Annotated in this window: 12 protein-coding genes; all 12 read right to left on the bottom strand. The window is 68.9% G+C overall.

The window, feature by feature from the left end; all coding sequences use genetic code 11:
- Nucleotides 1-76: 76 nt before the first annotated feature.
- Entirely contained in the window at nt 77-1963 is a 1887-nt protein-coding gene (locus tag SSA01S_RS06740; protein WP_061779745.1) for an XrtA/PEP-CTERM system amidotransferase, read from the bottom strand.
- 6 nt (nt 1964-1969) lie between these two features.
- Nucleotides 1970-3490 (bottom strand): exosortase A, encoded by a 1521-nt coding sequence (gene xrtA, locus SSA01S_RS06735; protein WP_244885595.1) that lies wholly within the window; start codon nt 3488-3490, stop codon nt 1970-1972.
- Nucleotides 3487-4644, bottom strand: a complete 1158-nt coding sequence (locus SSA01S_RS06730) for a TIGR03087 family PEP-CTERM/XrtA system glycosyltransferase (protein ID WP_061779743.1) — start codon at nt 4642-4644, stop codon at nt 3487-3489. Before SSA01S_RS06730 ends, xrtA begins: the two co-directional genes overlap by 4 nt.
- Nucleotides 4645-4654: 10 nt before the next feature.
- Nucleotides 4655-5689, bottom strand: a complete 1035-nt coding sequence (locus SSA01S_RS06725) for a FemAB family XrtA/PEP-CTERM system-associated protein (RefSeq protein WP_061779742.1) — start codon at nt 5687-5689, stop codon at nt 4655-4657.
- Entirely contained in the window at nt 5686-6570 is an 885-nt protein-coding gene (locus SSA01S_RS06720) for an XrtA system polysaccharide deacetylase (RefSeq protein WP_061779741.1), read from the bottom strand. Before SSA01S_RS06720 ends, SSA01S_RS06725 begins: the two co-directional genes overlap by 4 nt.
- Nucleotides 6560-7933, bottom strand: coding sequence for an ExeA family protein (locus SSA01S_RS06715; RefSeq protein ID WP_061779757.1), 1374 nt, complete (start codon nt 7931-7933; stop codon nt 6560-6562). Before SSA01S_RS06715 ends, SSA01S_RS06720 begins: the two co-directional genes overlap by 11 nt.
- 19 nt (nt 7934-7952) lie before the next feature.
- Nucleotides 7953-9665: a hypothetical protein gene (locus SSA01S_RS06710; protein WP_061779740.1), complete on the bottom strand. Its 1713-nt coding sequence runs from the start codon at nt 9663-9665 to the stop codon at nt 7953-7955.
- On the bottom strand, nt 9662-10741 hold the full coding sequence (locus SSA01S_RS06705; protein WP_244885593.1) for an AAA family ATPase: 1080 nt from the start codon (nt 10739-10741) through the stop codon (nt 9662-9664). The genes SSA01S_RS06710 and SSA01S_RS06705 overlap by 4 nt, the downstream gene beginning before the upstream one ends.
- Complete coding sequence (locus tag SSA01S_RS06700) at nt 10738-12246, bottom strand: XrtA system polysaccharide chain length determinant (RefSeq protein ID WP_061779739.1); 1509 nt, start codon at nt 12244-12246, stop codon at nt 10738-10740. Before SSA01S_RS06700 ends, SSA01S_RS06705 begins: the two co-directional genes overlap by 4 nt.
- Nucleotides 12247-12258: 12 nt before the next feature.
- Complete coding sequence (locus tag SSA01S_RS06695; RefSeq protein ID WP_058717570.1) at nt 12259-12897, bottom strand: XrtA/PEP-CTERM system exopolysaccharide export protein; 639 nt, start codon at nt 12895-12897, stop codon at nt 12259-12261.
- 95 nt (nt 12898-12992) lie between these two features.
- Nucleotides 12993-14222 carry a pyridoxal-dependent decarboxylase, exosortase A system-associated gene (locus SSA01S_RS06690; protein ID WP_061779738.1) on the bottom strand — a complete coding sequence of 410 codons (1230 nt, stop codon included), beginning with the start codon at nt 14220-14222 and terminating at the stop codon, nt 12993-12995.
- A complete protein-coding gene (locus SSA01S_RS06685) occupies nt 14219-15706 on the bottom strand; it encodes an AMP-binding protein (protein ID WP_061779737.1) in 1488 nt (495 codons plus the stop codon). The genes SSA01S_RS06690 and SSA01S_RS06685 overlap by 4 nt, the downstream gene beginning before the upstream one ends.
- Nucleotides 15707-15724: the final 18 nt, after the last annotated feature.

Here is a 15724-nt window from a genome sequence, read left to right as displayed (position 1 = left end):
GGGGTGTCCCGCTATCGAGAGTGCGACACCCCTCCGTCAGCCCTGCGGGCTGCCACCTCCCCTTACAGGGGAGGAATTACAGGAAAAGCCGCGTCAAACTCCGCTCCAGCATCAGCATCTGCCACAGCGTCCGCCCATGCTCGGCGCGCCCGGCCCGGTGATCGGCAGCGATCCGGCCCAGTTCGGCGAGTTGGAACCACCCCGTCTCGCGCAACAGCCCCGAATGCTCCAACCGTGCGGCTTCCTCGGCCAGCGCCCCCCGGAACCAGGCGCTGATCGGCGTCACAAAGCCCATTTTCGGCCGATAGAGGATGTCGCGAGGCAGATAGGGCTCGAGCGCCTTCTTCATCAGCCATTTGCCCTGCCCGCCCCGAACGCGCATAGCGGCTGGCAGGCGCGCGGCATATTCCACCAGGCGGTGATCGAGCAGCGGCTCCCGCGCCTCCAGCCCCACCGCCATTGAAATACGGTCGGTTTTGGTCAGGATATCGCCGGGCAGCCAGATCTTCAGGTCGGCATATTGCGCCCGGTCGATCGCATCGCGGGCCGGTGCGTCGCGCATCGCGGCGACATAGCGATCTTCCGCCCGGTGTCCGCCCAGCGCCGCCTTCGCCTCCGCCGTGAAGAGCCGGGCTCGCAGATCGGGGTCCGTAACACCCACCGATCGCGCATAGGCTTCCGCCCCGTCCATCCCCAAGGCCAGCAACGTCGTCTTCGCCCGCAGCGGACGCGGCGCCCAATCGGCCTTGGGATAGACGCGCCCCAATGTTCCGAACACACGGCTGCGCAGGTTAGCGGGGAACAGTCCCCTCACCCGCTCCTCGCCCGCATGGAAGACATGGCGGCGATAGCCCGCCATCGCCTCGTCCGCACCGTCACCCGACAGCGCCACCGTCACATGCTCACGCGCCAGCTGGCATAGTCGATAGGTCGCCAGCGCGGAGGCATCGGCAAAGGGCTCATCGAAATGCGCGACCAGCGTGTCGATCAGCGTAAAGTCGTCGGCGCGCACCACCCGCTCGACATGATCGGTGGCGAAACGCTGGGCGATGGTGCGGGCATAGCCGCGCTCGTCATGGCCCGCTTCCTCAAACCCGATGGTGCAGGTGCGCACCGCGCGCGGGGACGCCTCCGCCATCAGCGCGACGACGCCTGAGCTGTCGACCCCGCCCGACAGGAACGCGCCCAGCGGCACGTCGGCGACCATCCGGCTGGTCACGCCTTCGCGCATCCGGGCGAGCAGTTCCTCGCCCAGTCGCGCGGCCGATCCGGTCTCGCGATTCGAGAAATCCACGTCCCACCAGCGGCGCGGGGCAGGAACGCCGCGCCCCCGCTCGATCAGCAGGAAATGCCCAGCGGGCAGCTTGCGGATGCCCGCGACCATGCTGGCATCGTCGGGGACATAGCCCAACGCCAGATAATCCTCGACCGCACGAATATCGGGCCGCCGCCGGACCAGCGGATGCGCCAGCACCCCCTTCATCTCCGAGGCGAAGGCCACCGCGCCATCGGGCAGCTCGGCCCAGTGGAGCGGCTTCACCCCCAGCCGATCGCGCGCCAGGAACAGCGCCCCCGCCTTCGCATCATGCACGGCAAAGGCGAACATGCCGGCCAGCCGGTCGAGCATCGCCGGGCCCCAATGCCGCCAGCCGTGCAGCAGCACCTCGGTATCGCCATCCGTGCGAAAGACCGCGCCTTTGCCCGCCAGTTCGGCGCGCAGCTCGCGATAATTATAGATCTCGCCGTTGAAGCAGACCGCCACCTCGCCGTCGACCATCGGCTGCGGCGAGCCCGCGACGTCGATGATCGACAGCCGGGCATGGGCGAAGCCGACACCCGGCGCGGTCCATACCCCCTGCCCGTCCGGCCCGCGATGCGCCTGCGCGGCGATCATCGCACGCAGGCGGGCGGGATCGACCGGCTTGGGCGTTGCGGGATGGAAGAGACCGGCGATACCGCACATGGAGCGTCAGCGCTGCCCCGTCAGGCGGTCGGCGAACCGGTCGATAGGCCCGAGTGCGGCGACGAACGCCTCGATCGCATGGGGGTCGTCGCCCTCGCTCGCGACATGCACCGCCACCGCCATCTGGCGTTGCCCCAGCAGCCGGGCCTTCATCGTCTCGATCTTTACGCGTCGCATATCCGGGGTCAGCGTATCGCCGATCCGATACCAGGTCGCAACGTCGCGATTCTGGGTCTGGCCATCGGGGCCGCTCGCCATGATCTTCATCGTGTCGCCGCCCGCGACCCGGCCCAGATCGGCGACGCGCAGCCAGCGATCCGCCCCGTGGATCACCCCTGTGCTGAATGCCCCCAGCTTGCCGCCCTCACGCTGGTGGGAAAAGACCGCCACCGCCAGGTCGACCTGATGCCCCTGCGCATCGCGATAGGCCTGCTGCAACACCGCATCGGCGCCGGGATAATCGGGCCGCCAGACGCTTTGCTGCGGCACGACCGTCCAGCCGGGCACCGGCGGCAGCGCCAGTTGCGCTGGCAGCGTCGCCGCGCGGGTCCCGGCAAAGCCGCTCCAGCTCGGGAAGACGGCGGTGATCGCGACCGCCAGAACGGCGGCCAGAAGCGGGTCGATCCGGCGGCCGGGCACCGCCTTCAATCGATCGGGATCGAAGGCCGGATCGTCGGGCGAGCGGTCGAAGAATTGCCAGCCGATCGCCAGCACCGCCGCCATGACGATCGCGAAGAACACCCAGCCGAAGATGATATGGTCAATGCCGCCCGCCACCTCGATCGAGGTCTTGTCGGCCGCGAAGATGGTGCCCCAGGCGCGGATGCCGTTGGCGATGACCGGCACGATCAACGACACGATCAGGAACACCGCGCGCCGCACGGGTGAGCGGAAGCACAGATTGGCGACCAGGGTCGCAAAGGCGATCATCGCGAGGACGAATTTCGACCCCGAACAGGCCTCCGCCACCTCGAACCAATAGCGTCCCGCATGGATCAGCACGCCGTCGGCGGTGGCGGGAATCCCGCTCCAGTGGAGCAGCGGCATGACGATAGAGACGGTAATCTGCTGAAGCGGCTTTTCCAGCTCCTCACCAAAGGGCACCAGGAACCAGGCATAGGCCAGCGGAAAGAGCAGCCCGCGCGCCACCATCGGCCCCAGCAGCGTGACGACCAGCCCCTCCAGCGTCGCGATGAGACCCAGCTGGCGGATCAACGCCACGGTCGCGGACTCGCCGAGCAGCCACAGGAAGCCGCCGCCCGCGACGAGGATCAGCCCCGGCCACCAGGCCGTCGGGGTCAGTTGCGACAGCTCACCCCGACGCTGCCACACCAGCCAGCCGACGACCGGGCCGATGAACAGGCAATGGCCATAGGTGGTGCTGGTCCACCAGATGTCCATCAGATGCGTCGCATCGCGCCAGAACAGCCACAGCACCAGCGCCGTCGCCGCCCCGAGCAGGCCCAGATGCCAGGTCCAGCGCCCCGGCCCGATCCGTGCCGCCGCCATGCTCCCCGAATGCGTCACGATGCGATGTCCTTCAAGAGCCGATCGAGCGGTGCCAGCCGTGCCGCCCAGTCATAGCGCGCCAGCACCCGCGCACGCGCGGCAGGGTTGGCGGCGGGGCCGTTCAGCGCCGTGATTACCTGGGCCGCAAAGTCCCGGTCGTCCCGCGCCACCACGATGGTGCCGTCATGGTCGATCCCCTCGGCAGCGGCAACCGAGACGACGACCGGCCGCGCCATGGCCATCGCCTCCAGCAGCTTGTTCTGGATACCGCGCGCCAGATTGAGCGGCGCGACGCAGACGGCGGCACGGGCCAGCCATTCGCGTGTGTCAGGCACCTCGCCGGTGACGATCACCGCCTCCCCCGCCAGCCGCCGGACCGCCGCGGTGGGCGCGCGGCCGACAATGGCGAAGCGCGCATCGGGGCGGGCTTGGCGCACCAACGGCAGGATGCGTTCGGCGAAGCGGGTGACAGCCTCCACATTGGGGCGATAGTCCATCTGACCGGTGAACACGATCAACGGCTCGCCGGACGCCGGATCGAAGGCGGCCGGATCGTAATGCGCGGCGTCGATGCCATTCTCGACCGCGACGATGCGTCCCTCGCCGCCGCCCGCCCGAAACAGATCGGCCTCCGCCTCGCTGACGAACAGGGTCGCTGCGACCGAGCGGGCGACCTGTCGTTCATAGGCGCTCAGCAACCGGGCCTCGCGCGCATAGACGGCACGCATCGGCAGCGCGCTCGTCTGGCCGAGCGTCGCGAACTTCGCGGAGTCGACATCCACCATGTCCATCACGGTCGGCCCCTGGCCGCGATACTGCGCCATCTGCCCGGAGAAGACATAGGTCGCGGCGATCGGGTGACGCGCGCGGACCGTGGCGACGGCCTTCCGCATCGCGGGGTGGGCGAAGGCGGTCAGGGAGATGGGCTTGCCTGTCGCCAGCGCCTGCACCGCCGCGACCGGCATGGATTTCGTCCGGCGAATGATATGGTGGCTGGCAAGCGACCCGGCGAGGTCGGACGGGAGTCGCTCCTCGCTATCCTGCTCGGCAAAGGCACAGACATGGACGCGCCAGTCGCGTATCAGGTGGCGCAGGATGTGGTGGCTGCGGATCTTGTCGCCGCGATCAGGCGGAAACGGCGCACGGTGAGCCAGGAACAGCAGGTCCCTCACCCCGCCACCCTCAACCCAGCCCCCGCGCGATGACCGGCCCGGCCAGCATCGCGACCCGGACCGGCAGACGCTTCCACACCGCGATCATCATCGCATATTTGGGGTTGAGCGGATTGATCGCGCGCGGCCCGTGGACGCTGCGGCTGGCATAGACCAGCGGACGCCCCTCGAACCCCCAATTCTTCTTGAACGCCGCCGCGCCGGTCCCGACCTTCGACCGGCCGAAGTCGAAGCTGTGACAGCCCCGCTCCCGCGCATGCCGCATCAACGCGAAATACATCAGGTCATTGGCACGCAACTCCCGCGCTGCATGCGTACCACCGCCCCAATAGGGATAGACGGTGCCGCCATGATAGAGGTTGAGCACGCTCGCCACCGCCCGCCCCCGATGCCGCACGGTCAGCACATCGGCATCGAGCCGCGCCACCGCCTCGCGGAACAGCCGTGCCGGAAAGACAGGTGTGCCCAGATTGCGCACCGACTCGGCATAGATGCGGTAATGCTCGGCCAGCAAAGCGGGTGTGCGGCCGGTGACGACCTCCAACTCCTGCGCCAGCGCCTTGCGAAGCTCCGCGCGCTGCTTGCGCGGAATGGCTTTCATCTCGGCTTCGTCATCGGCGGCGATCGGGCGAACGAAACCCAGATAGCTGTCCGCATCCGCCGTCCATCCGTCCGGCACCGGCCCGCCGCGCAGTTCCACCGACTCGATCCCGCGCTCGACCGCCAGCGCCCAGGCGGCCTCGGCCAGCGGCTCCGCACCCTCGCCCAGCACACCGCCATCGACACCGAAACCGGTCGACACCATCGCCGCACCGAACAGCGGCGATCGAATTTCACTCAGCGGCAGGACGCCGATCATCGCGCCGTCCCGCTCGGCGGTGAGATAATGGGCCTTCTGGCCGCAACCCTTCACCCCCGCCAGCAGCCAGCCGGTGCGATGAAAGGGCGTGCCCTGCGTCTGGGCCTCGACGAACGCGTCGATTCGCGCACATTCCGCCGCGCGCGCCAGGTCGGCGACGCGGATGATCGGCGGCGGCGTGGTCATGCCAGTCGCGCCGCTTCCTCGGCCGCGACCTGGTCGACGCGGCCCCAGTCATGCCGGGTGAGCAACCCCCGCAGCTTGCCCGCCATCGCGCCCAACCGGCTGTAATGGCGAACGCGCGAGCGCAGCGGCGCATTCCTCACGCGCGGCTGGTCGGGATCGACCTCCCAAGGGTGGAAATAGAAGATCGCACCATGCGCATCACGCTGCACCTGCCCGACCGCGATATCGGTCAGCTTGGCGGGCAACATGCGAAAGAAGCCGCCGCCCGTCGCCAGCCGCCGCTGGCCGAACTGCGCAACCGTCACCGGCAATTCGACCAGATCGGCATCGGCCAGGGGCCGCCATGCGTAACGCGGCGACTCCACCCAGCCATAATGATCGTGGGCCAGCGGCGCGACGCTGGACGAATAGCGATACCCCGCCTCGGCCAGCACCGGATGCGCCCAAGGGGTGCGCTGATCGATCGAGAAGCTCGGCGCGCGATAGCCGGTTACCGCCTGCCCGCCCGCATCCTCGATCGCCGCCTTGGCGCGGGTCAGGTCGGCACGAAACTGGTCGGCGGTCATGGTGAAGACGCGCTGATGGTCCCAGCCATGGCTCGCCATCTCATGGCCACCCGCGACGATGCGACGGATCAGGCCGGGATGGCGATGCGCGACCCAACCGAGCGTGAAGAAGGTCGCGCGCGTGCCCGTTTCGGCGAAGAGCGACAGCACCCGGTCGGTATTGGCCTCGACCCGACTGTCCAGCCGGTCCCAATCGCCCTTGTCGATCGTCCGCTCGAACGCGCCGACCTGAAACCATTCCTCGACATCGACCGACATGCCATTGATCGGCCGAGTGCTCTTCGGCCCGTCGTCGCCCAGCGGCTCAGGCGGCATGGCCCCAGGTCCCCGGTCGGATCGTGGCGGCCGCTTCGCGCCGGGCTTCGGATCGGCCCTCGCTGCGATTGTCGATTTCGGTCCAGTCGACCAGCAGGGTCAGGACCCGGCGCAACGCCGCCTCCTGCTGCTCCAGCCGCGCTTCGAGCTGGGCGACACGATCCTCCCATGCCGCGTTCGAGCCCGGCGCCGATGGCTTTTCCTGTGCAGCGGGCTGCACCGGTTCGGGCGCAGGCGCAGGTTGCGGCTCGGGGATCGGGCGCAGCGACACCGGCTCGGGGGCGGGCGGCGGGGCGACGACGCGGTGGGTGCCGCGCGGGGTGGCGTCGGCCTCGGGCGTGACGCGGGTATGAGTGATCGGATCGGCCGGGCGGCTCGGCGCCGTGGCGTTCAGACCGGAGCGCAGCGTACCGCTCATCGGCGCGGCCCCGTTCAGCGTGGCAGCGCCCAGCGTCCCTGCCCCGAACAGCGCACCGTTGCGCGGCGTGGGGGCGACCGGGGGCACCGGCGGCGCGACAGGGGCCGGAGCGGCCTCGACACGCTCGCTCCCCATATCGGCGGCCATGTCGGCGGCGACGCTCTCGACCGTCTCATGGCCAATCAGCTCGACGCCCTCGATAGCGGCCTGGAGCAGGACGCGGCCCGCCAGCACGTTCAGGCGGCGCGGCACCCCGCCCGAGGCGGCATAGAGCGCGTCAAAGGCATCGGCGGCGAAATCGGGACGGCCGGTCCAGCCCGCGACCGCCAGGCGGTGCGCGATATATTCGGGAACCTCATCGGGCTCCATCGGGTCGAGATGGTGGATGGCGATCACGCGCTGGCGCAGCTGCTCGACGGCGGCCGAGCCCAGCAAGCGCTCGCGGAATTCGGGCTGTCCGACCAGCAGGATCTGGAGCAGCGCATGCCCCCCCGCCTGGAAGTTGGACAGCATGCGCAGTTCCTCGAGCGAGGCGAGCGGCAACGCCTGCGCCTCGTCGACGATCAGCAGGATACGGCGACCGTCCCGCGCGATGCCGTTCAGCGCGCGCTCGATCGCGCTCAGCAGGGCGGCCTTGCTCAGGCCATGGCTGTCCACGCTCAACTGCCCCGCCACCACGCGCTGCAGGTCGTCGGGGTCGACGGCGGTCGACACGATGTGCAGGACGCGCAGGCGGCGGCTGTCGAGCGTTTCGACCAGATGACCGACCAACGTGGTCTTGCCCGCACCGACATCGCCGGTGATGACGATGAAGCCCTCGCCCTGCGCCAGCCCATAGCCCAGATAGGCCATCGCCTTGCCGTGCGTGGCCGTCTCGAACCAGAAACGCGGGTCCGGCGTCAGTTGAAACGGGCGTTCGCCCAGCCCGAAATGGGTCTCGTACATCATCGTGCCTTTCGGCCGGTCAGAATTGATACCGTGCGGCGATCAGGGCCTGTGCCGACAGGGCACTGGTCAGGTCGCCAACCTGAAAGTGGTACAATCCAACCGACGCGGTTGTTCCGAGCCGTCCGAAGTTGCGGTAATAGCTGGCGGTTGTTCCCAGCGATACCACATACTCGGCCCCCGCCAACCTAGAGGCATAATAGTTAACGAAGCCATTCACGTTAAGCCCCGAATGGGGGCCGAGCGCATGGCCGAAGAAAATCTGGGCGTAGTAGCTCTCGTCCTCGGCACCGGTGACGACGATCCCGGGTGCGCCGTCGGGGGCGAACAACCGGCGATTGGCATAGCCCAGGCCGAAACCCAGCGTGGAGCGCCCCCGCGCGATCGACATGGTCGCATCCAGCCCGCGCGAGCGATAGACCGAGGTCTGGACCGATTGCAGCACGTCGTTCAGGCACCCGCCCGGCGTCGTCCCGCTGGCCGAGAACACGCAGCCGTTGAACTGCTGGCCAAAGGCGTCGCGCGTCTCGATGAAATTGGTGGGCAGGTTGGCCAGCCCGTTGTTCAGCTGGCGACCGAAAGTCTGGATGCCGTCATAGAGCGCGGCCTGCAGCACGATGCTGCGCGACGCCTGATAGCGCGCGATGCCGGTCACGCTGAGCGAGCCGTACCGTTCGCCGACATGCCCCTCCACCGAAGTGCGGCGGTTGGGTCGCCAGATCACGCCCGCATCATAATAGACACCCTCGGTATGATAGGCGATGCGCCGCTGTCCGGCCGGATCGGTGACGAAGCGGCCGCGCCCGTCCAGGAGCGGGCGACCATTGGCATCGACCGCCGCATCGCGCTGACTCGACTCGATCTTTTCGTAACCGACGCCGGCGGTCAGCGCGACATAAGGCGAGATCGGCTTCAGCACGTCGCCGCGCGCGAACCAGCCTTCGTAACGCTGGGACAGCTGACCCGCATCGTCGCGATTATAGGCGCCGTTCAGCGACAGGCCGAAGGGCAGGATCGCACCGGGCCGGGCCGTGGCGCTGATCGTGGCGACCTGGTTCCAGCTGTCGCTGAAATAGTCGAGGCGCGGCTGTCCCGGTGCCAGCCCGCCCAGACCCGGCGTATCGGCCCGAGTATAGCCCAGCCGGTAATTGGCACCGATCTGCACCGGCCCCGCGCGCGTCGCCAGCGACGGGCCGATATAGGCCGAATAGAGCTGCGAGATGTTGCCGACATCGCCGACCAGCACACCCGGTGCCGCGCCGCGAATATCCGCCCGCGTCCGCGTCGCCAGCGCCCCGCCCTCCAGACTGAGCTCGGGCGTCACGCGGTAGGACCCGCGCGCCAGGCCACTATGGATGTCCCCGCTACCCGCCTGGTCGCTCCAGCCGATCCGGCGTTCATAGCGATAGCTGACCTGCCCCTGTGCTCGCGCAGTCTGCACCTGCGCGCTCACGCCTGCCGCCAACGTCGTGTAGGTGACGACATCGCCACGGTTCAGGTCGGCGTTCAGAATCTGGCCGATCTCGACATAGGGCGACACCCGCGTGCGTGGCCGCGACGGGGCGACGGGTGCGTTGCCGGGCGGCGCGTCGCCGGCCGCAGCCTCCTGCGCCGGGCCGGGATCGAGCGTCGGCGCGGCGGCGGCCCCGGTCTGGACCTGCGCCGCAAGTGCTGTCGGCCATGCCGCCAGCACGCCCACGACACCGGCCAGCACGGGGCCCGCCCGCTTCATTTCGCCACATCCTTGCCGTAGCCGCCATAATAGCCGAAGCGGCGGCTGCCCGGCACGAAGGCGACGCTGTTCAGGACGAGCTGGATATGCTCGCACGCGTCGAGCAGTTCGATCGCCGCCGACACTTCGCTCTCGGGCGTGCGGTCGGCGCGAACCACCATCATCACCTGCCCCGCCAGCATCGCCAGAACCGAGGCGGGCGACGCCGCCAGCGCGGGCGGCGAGTCGAAGATCACCAGACGACGCGGATTGGCCGACAACAGCCGCTGGAGCACGTGACGGGTGCGCGCAGACGCCAACAGCTCGGTATCGCTGGCGGTCCTGGTGCCGCAGGGCAGGACCGACAGATGCGGCACGTCGGTGCGCATCACCAGCGATTCGACGTCGATGCTGGTATCGTCCAGCGCATCGAGCAGCCCCGGCCCCTCGACCAGGCCCAGGCGCGCCAGCACGTCCGGCTTGGCGACATCGGCATCGACCAGCAACACCTCGGTATCTCGCTCCGCCGCCATCGATAGCGCCAGGTTGACCGAACAGAAGGTCTTGCCGTCCTGCGGCCGCGCCGAACACACGAGCACGACACGCGCCTTGTCGGCATCCCCGCCCTCGACCAGGCGCTGGCTGGTGATGATCAACTGGCGCTTGACCAGCCGGAACTCCTCCGCCAGCGGCCCGATCGGCGCGCCGGGGACGATCATCCCGTTTTCCGCCAGCATCGCGCGGTCGACCGTCGCGACATCGGAAAAGCCGGGATTATATTCGCTCGCCAGGAATGCGTCGTCGTCCGGCGAGGCCAGGAACTCGGCCGGAATCCCACTTAGCGAGGCGCGGTCGTCCTCGTCCGGCACCGGGGGCGCGGCCACCGCGACCGGCTCGGGCGGCAATATCCCGGGCGGCGTCCATTCCGATTTGCGCTCGACCACCGGTTCGGCCGCCGGTTGTTCGGCCTGCGGCTCCGGCCGCACGGCATCAGGCACAGGCCCACGCACATAGGACTGGAAATCATAGATGTTCGCCGCGCGTTCGAGCAGCGAGGGTTCCCGTCGGGGTCTGGGGGGTTTCACGCTCTTGTTCACGCGGCCAATCCCCGTTGTAATAACTCGATCGCCAGCACCATCCCATAGGCCGCGCCCAGCCCCGCCGTCCCGCCGAGGAACAGTTTCATGCGCCGCGCCCGTGCCACCGCCTGGCCCCGGGTCACGACTTCGCCGATCGCCCCGATCACCGGCAGGCCCAGCGTCCGCTGCAGCGACTGGGGCGTGGTGAAGGTCTGCCGCAGCTTGGACAGGGCAAAGGCCGACCCGACGCCCAGGCCCAGCCCGGCCAGGAACACGCCGGTCAGCAACAGGATACGGTTGGGTGCGGTCGGCGCGCGTGGATAGGTCGGCGGATCGATCACGGTGAAGCGCATCGAGTCCGTCTGGTTCTGCGCCTGACCGCGCAAGGCCACCTGCTCACGCTGGCGTAAAAGCTGGTCGTAACTGTCTTTCAGCACCTGATAATCACGGTCGTTCGCGCCCTGCTCCGCCGCCTGTTCGGGGTCGGTCGCCAGGCTGGCGTTCAGCCGGTCGAGGTCGTTCTGGAGCTGGCTCTTGCGGATCTTCAGGCTGGCGAGCTGCGACTGTTTTTCGGCCGCCATCGACTGGAGCGACATATAGAGCGGATTGGGCTGCCCCCCCGCCCCGCCGCCTGCGGGCTCGGCCTTGGCCGCCGCTTGCGCCGCCGCGAGCTGGTTCTTCAGCGCGATCACGTCCGGGTGGTTCTCGGTATAGCCGCGCGCCCGGGCATCGGCGAGCTGGCCCTGAATGGTCGCCAGCCGCACCTTGGCGGGTCCGGCTACCCCGCCGCCCTCGCCCACGGTGCGCGGCGTGCCCGCCAGTTGCCCCTGCACCGCCGCGACGCTGGACTGCGCCGCCGCCAGGTCGCTGTCGACCTGCGCCATTTGCGAGCGGGCCAGCCCGATGCGGTCGGCGACCGATCCGCTGCCCGGCAGGCCGCCCATGAACTGGTTCTGATATTGGGCGCGCTTGGCCTCGGCGATCTGAAGCTGTTTCTGGCGTTCGCTCAACTGCTTGTCGAGGAAGGTCAGGCTCTGGCTGGTGTTGTTGCGATCGCCGACCAGGTTGGATTCGACGAAAATATCGATCAGCTTCTGCGCGACCTGCTGGGCGAGCTTCGGGCTGCCCTGCGTCACGGTCAGCTGGAAGATGGTGTCCTGCTGGTTCTCGATCTTGATCGCCTGGGCCAGCTGCGCGACGCGCGCGGCGACATCGGCATCGCTCGACACCGTGCTGGCCAGGTCGGTGCCGCGCACCACCTTTTGCAGGTTGATCGCCGAGATCAGCGTCTGGCGCACCCGGTCGACCGAGTCCGTGCCGCTGGTCTGGCTCGTCGCCATGCCGTCGGGCAGGATTTGGGTATTCTGGACCGCGATGCGCGCGCGAGACTCATATTTGCTGGGAATCTGGGCGACGAACAGCCAGCCCAGGATGCACACCGCCCAGGCGACGACCAGTGCCAGCCAGCGCCTGATCCATATGGCGTGAAGGGCGATGCGGATTTCGTCCTGGATGCTCGACACGGCGGCGCTGCCTCAGAACATCGATTCGGGGATGATGATGACATCGCCCGGTTCCAGCCGAACATTGGCCGAGGAATCGCCCTTGCGCAGCAGGTCGTTGATCTGGAGCGCATATTCGCGCTGCTTGCCGGTCTCGCGGTCGGTGCGGACCAACTTGGCCTTGTTACCGGCCGCGAACTGGTTCAGCCCACCCACCGCGATCATCGCATCGAGCAGGGTCATGTTCGCGCGGTACGGGATGTTGGCGGGCCGCTCGGTCGCGCCGACGATGCGCACCTGCTGGCTATAGGTGCCGGCGAAATTCTCGACGATCACCGACACGATCGGGTTGGAGATATATTCCGACAGCGCCTTCTTCATGTCGTCTTGCAACATGGCGGGCGTCTTGCCGACGGCGGGCATGTCGTTGACCAGCGGCGTGGTGATGCGGCCATCGGGGCGCACCTGCACCTTCGCCGACAAATCGGGGTTGCGCCACACGAAGATGCTGAGCGTGTCGAGCGGGCCGATCACATATTCGTCGCCCGGCTGCTCCTTGCGCGCCACGAATCCGGCCGACGGCAGCTCGGGCTTGGCCGGGCCCGTCGAACAGCCGGTCAGCGTCGAGGCGAGCAGGCCGGAAAGCAAGAGAGGACGGGCGAACGATGCCATGCGAACGGGTCTCCTGAACCCTTCATCCCCCAGGATACGGAGATGAAAGGCAAATTGCGCAAGATCGCTATGCCATCGAAGAGGTGAACATAGCGTTATGGCTGTACCGCATCGCCCAGGACTTCCCCGGCGGGCGGATGCCCCAGAAACGCCGAGGGGCTGGCGGTGGCTCCATAGGCCCCCGCCAGAAAGATCGCGACGATATCCCCGACCGCGCCCCTGGGCAGCGCCACCCGGTCGCCCAGCCGGTCGAGCGGGGTACAGAGCGGGCCGACGACCGACACCGTCTCCAACGGCTCCGCCCCCATCGCATGGGCGAGCGCGAGCGGATAGTTGCGCCGGACGACCGTGCCGAAATTGCCGCTGGCGGCCAGCTGGTGGTTCAGCCCGCCGTCGAGGATCAGGAAGGTTTCGCCCCCACTTTCCTTGCGGTCGAGCACGCGCGCCAGATAGACGCCCGCCTCGGCCACCAGCCAGCGGCCGAGTTCGATCGCGAAACGGGTGTCGCGCAGGATGGCCGGACGGGCGGCCAGTCCCTGCTCCAGCGCCGCACCGACCGCCTCGATATCGAGCGGCCTGTCGCCCGCGAAATAGGGCACGCCGAAACCGCCGCCCAGATTGACCAGCGGCGGCGCGTGGCCCGCCTCCTCCGCCAGCCGGGCGGCGAGCGCCAGCGTCGCGGCCTGCGTATCGATGATCGCCTGCGGGTCGAGCGCCTGGCTGCCCGCATAGATATGAAAGCCGCGCCAGTCCGCGCCCGCCGCCACCAGGTCGCGGACCAGCGCGGGCACGCGCACCGCGTCGATACCGAAGGGCGAAGGGCGCCCGCCCATTTTCATGCCCGATCCGCGCAGCTCAACATCAGGGTTCACGCGCACGGCAAGGCGCGGCGTGTGACCCAGCCGGTCGGCGATGGCGAGCGCGCGGGCCGCCTCGCCGTCCGACTCCAGGTTAAGCGTCACCCCCGCCGCGATCGCGGCGGTCAGTTCGGCGTCGCGCTTGCCGGGCCCCGCAAAGCTGACCGGCCTGCCCAGCCCGGCGACCTTGACCAGCTCGCCCGCCGAGGCGACGTCGAACCCGTCGATCAGCCCGGCCATCACCTCCAGCAACGGTTGGAAAGGATTGGCCTTGATCGCATAATGCAGGTCGATCGACGGGAAGGCAGCGCGAAAGCGCGCCACCCGCTCGGCGACGGTGGCCGGATCATAGACGAAGACCGGACCGTCGCGTCCCGCCAGCCAGTCGACAGCGCTTCGCCCGGCGATCGTCAGCATACCCTGCTGGCCCGCGAATGCGGGCGGGATCGGGCCCATCGGCTTGGTCATCTTACGTCCTTGTCGGCCAGCGCCCGGCGCAGCGCGGCGCGGTCCAGCTTGCCATTGGCGTTGCGCGGCAGTTCTTCGCGCCATTCGATGCGCGCGGGCTGCATGAAATTGGGCAGGTCGCGCTTCAACCGTGGACGCAGCTCGGGCTCGCGTACCGGGTCGCCCGCCAGGATCAGGACGATCGCCTGCCCCTGCGCGTCGTCGGCGATACCGAACGCGACGGCCTCGCGCGCCTCCCCTCCGGCGAGGGCCGCTTCCTCGATCTCCTGCGGGCTGATGCGGTTGCCCGCAACCTTGATCATCTCGTCGTCGCGACCGACGAAGCGGAGCAGACCGTCTTCGCCCTCGACCACCGTGTCGCCCGACCAGACGGCACGGTCATGGCCCGGCGCGGGGCGGAAACGCTGCGCCGTCCGTTCGGCATCGCGCCAATAGCCCTGCGCCACCAGCGGCCCGGCATGGACCAGCTCGCCCGGCTCTCCGGCGGCGGCGCGGGTGCCGTCGGGGCGCAGCACCATCACCTCGGCAAAGGGAATGGCGCGTCCGATCGCATCGGGATGCGCGTCGATCAGCGCGGGGTCGAGATAGGTCGAGCGAAACGCCTCGGTCAGTCCGTACATCGCGTACAGCTCCGCCGCCGGGAACAGCGTCCGCAATCCCCGCACTAGGCGCGGGGTCAGCGCGCCCCCCGAATTGGTCAGCCGCCGGATCGAAGCGACCGCCTCGTCCGGCCATTCCGCGCTCAGCAACTGCGTCCAGAGCGGCGGCACCCCCGCCAGCGTCGTCGCGCCATGCCGGACCACCGCCTTCACCACATCACGCGGCGTCAGATAGTCGAGCGGCGCGACCGCACCCCCCGCCACCCAGGTGGAGAGCAGCTGGTTCTGGCCATAATCGAAGCTGAAGGGCAGCACGCCGAGCACCCGGTCGTCGGGCGTCAGCTTCAGATATTGCGCGACCGACACCGCGCCGTACCAGAGATTGGCGTGGCTCAGCATCACCCCCTTGGGCCGCCCCGTCGAGCCCGAGGTATAGAGGATCGCCGCCAGCGCGCCGGGGTCCGCCGCCGACCGGGGGAGCGGGTCGCCCTGCCCCGCCTCGGTCGTCACGGCCACGCCAGGCGGCACGTCACCCTCCTCCAGCGTGGCGGCGCGCGGGGCATGGGTCAGCAGCATCGCCGCCCCGCTATCGGCCAGGATATGCGCGACCTGCGCGCGCTTGAGCAGCGGGTTGATCGGCACATGCACCAGCCCGGCGCGCGGGGCGGCGAGCGGCATCAGCGCGGCGGTGCGGGTCTTGGGCAACCATGTCGCCACCCGCGCGCCGGGCTCGAACCCCTGCGCGGCCAGCCACCCGGCCAGCCGCGCCACCGCGTCCTCGGCCTGGGCATAGGTCAGCCCGCCATCCCGGTCGAGCAGCGCCGGGGCATCGCCTGCGCCGTGCAGGACATGATCGATCGGATAAGCGGACGCACCAGGGCTCATCGCGCCATCTACAAGGCG

This window comes from Sphingomonas sanguinis NBRC 13937 (assembly GCF_001591005.1).
Lineage (GTDB): Bacteria > Pseudomonadota > Alphaproteobacteria > Sphingomonadales > Sphingomonadaceae > Sphingomonas > Sphingomonas sanguinis.
This window is presented reverse-complemented; position numbering and strand designations above follow the sequence as displayed.

Bases quoted from the DNA above. Each gene is read 5' to 3' on its own strand.
- SSA01S_RS06740 (WP_061779745.1), bottom strand. From the start codon at position 1,963: ATGTGCGGTATCGCCGGTCTCTTCCATCCCGCAACGCCCAAGCCGGTC.
- SSA01S_RS06725 (WP_061779742.1), bottom strand. From the start codon at position 5,689: ATGACCACGCCGCCGCCGATCATCCGCGTCGCCGACCTGGCGCGCGCG.
- SSA01S_RS06720 (WP_061779741.1), bottom strand. From the start codon at position 6,570: ATGCCGCCTGAGCCGCTGGGCGACGACGGGCCGAAGAGCACTCGGCCG.
- SSA01S_RS06715 (WP_061779757.1), bottom strand. From the start codon at position 7,933: ATGTACGAGACCCATTTCGGGCTGGGCGAACGCCCGTTTCAACTGACG.
- SSA01S_RS06710 (WP_061779740.1), bottom strand. From the start codon at position 9,665: ATGAAGCGGGCGGGCCCCGTGCTGGCCGGTGTCGTGGGCGTGCTGGCG.
- SSA01S_RS06695 (WP_058717570.1), bottom strand. From the start codon at position 12,897: ATGGCATCGTTCGCCCGTCCTCTCTTGCTTTCCGGCCTGCTCGCCTCG.
- SSA01S_RS06690 (WP_061779738.1), bottom strand. From the start codon at position 14,222: ATGACCAAGCCGATGGGCCCGATCCCGCCCGCATTCGCGGGCCAGCAG.
- SSA01S_RS06685 (WP_061779737.1), bottom strand. From the start codon at position 15,706: ATGAGCCCTGGTGCGTCCGCTTATCCGATCGATCATGTCCTGCACGGC.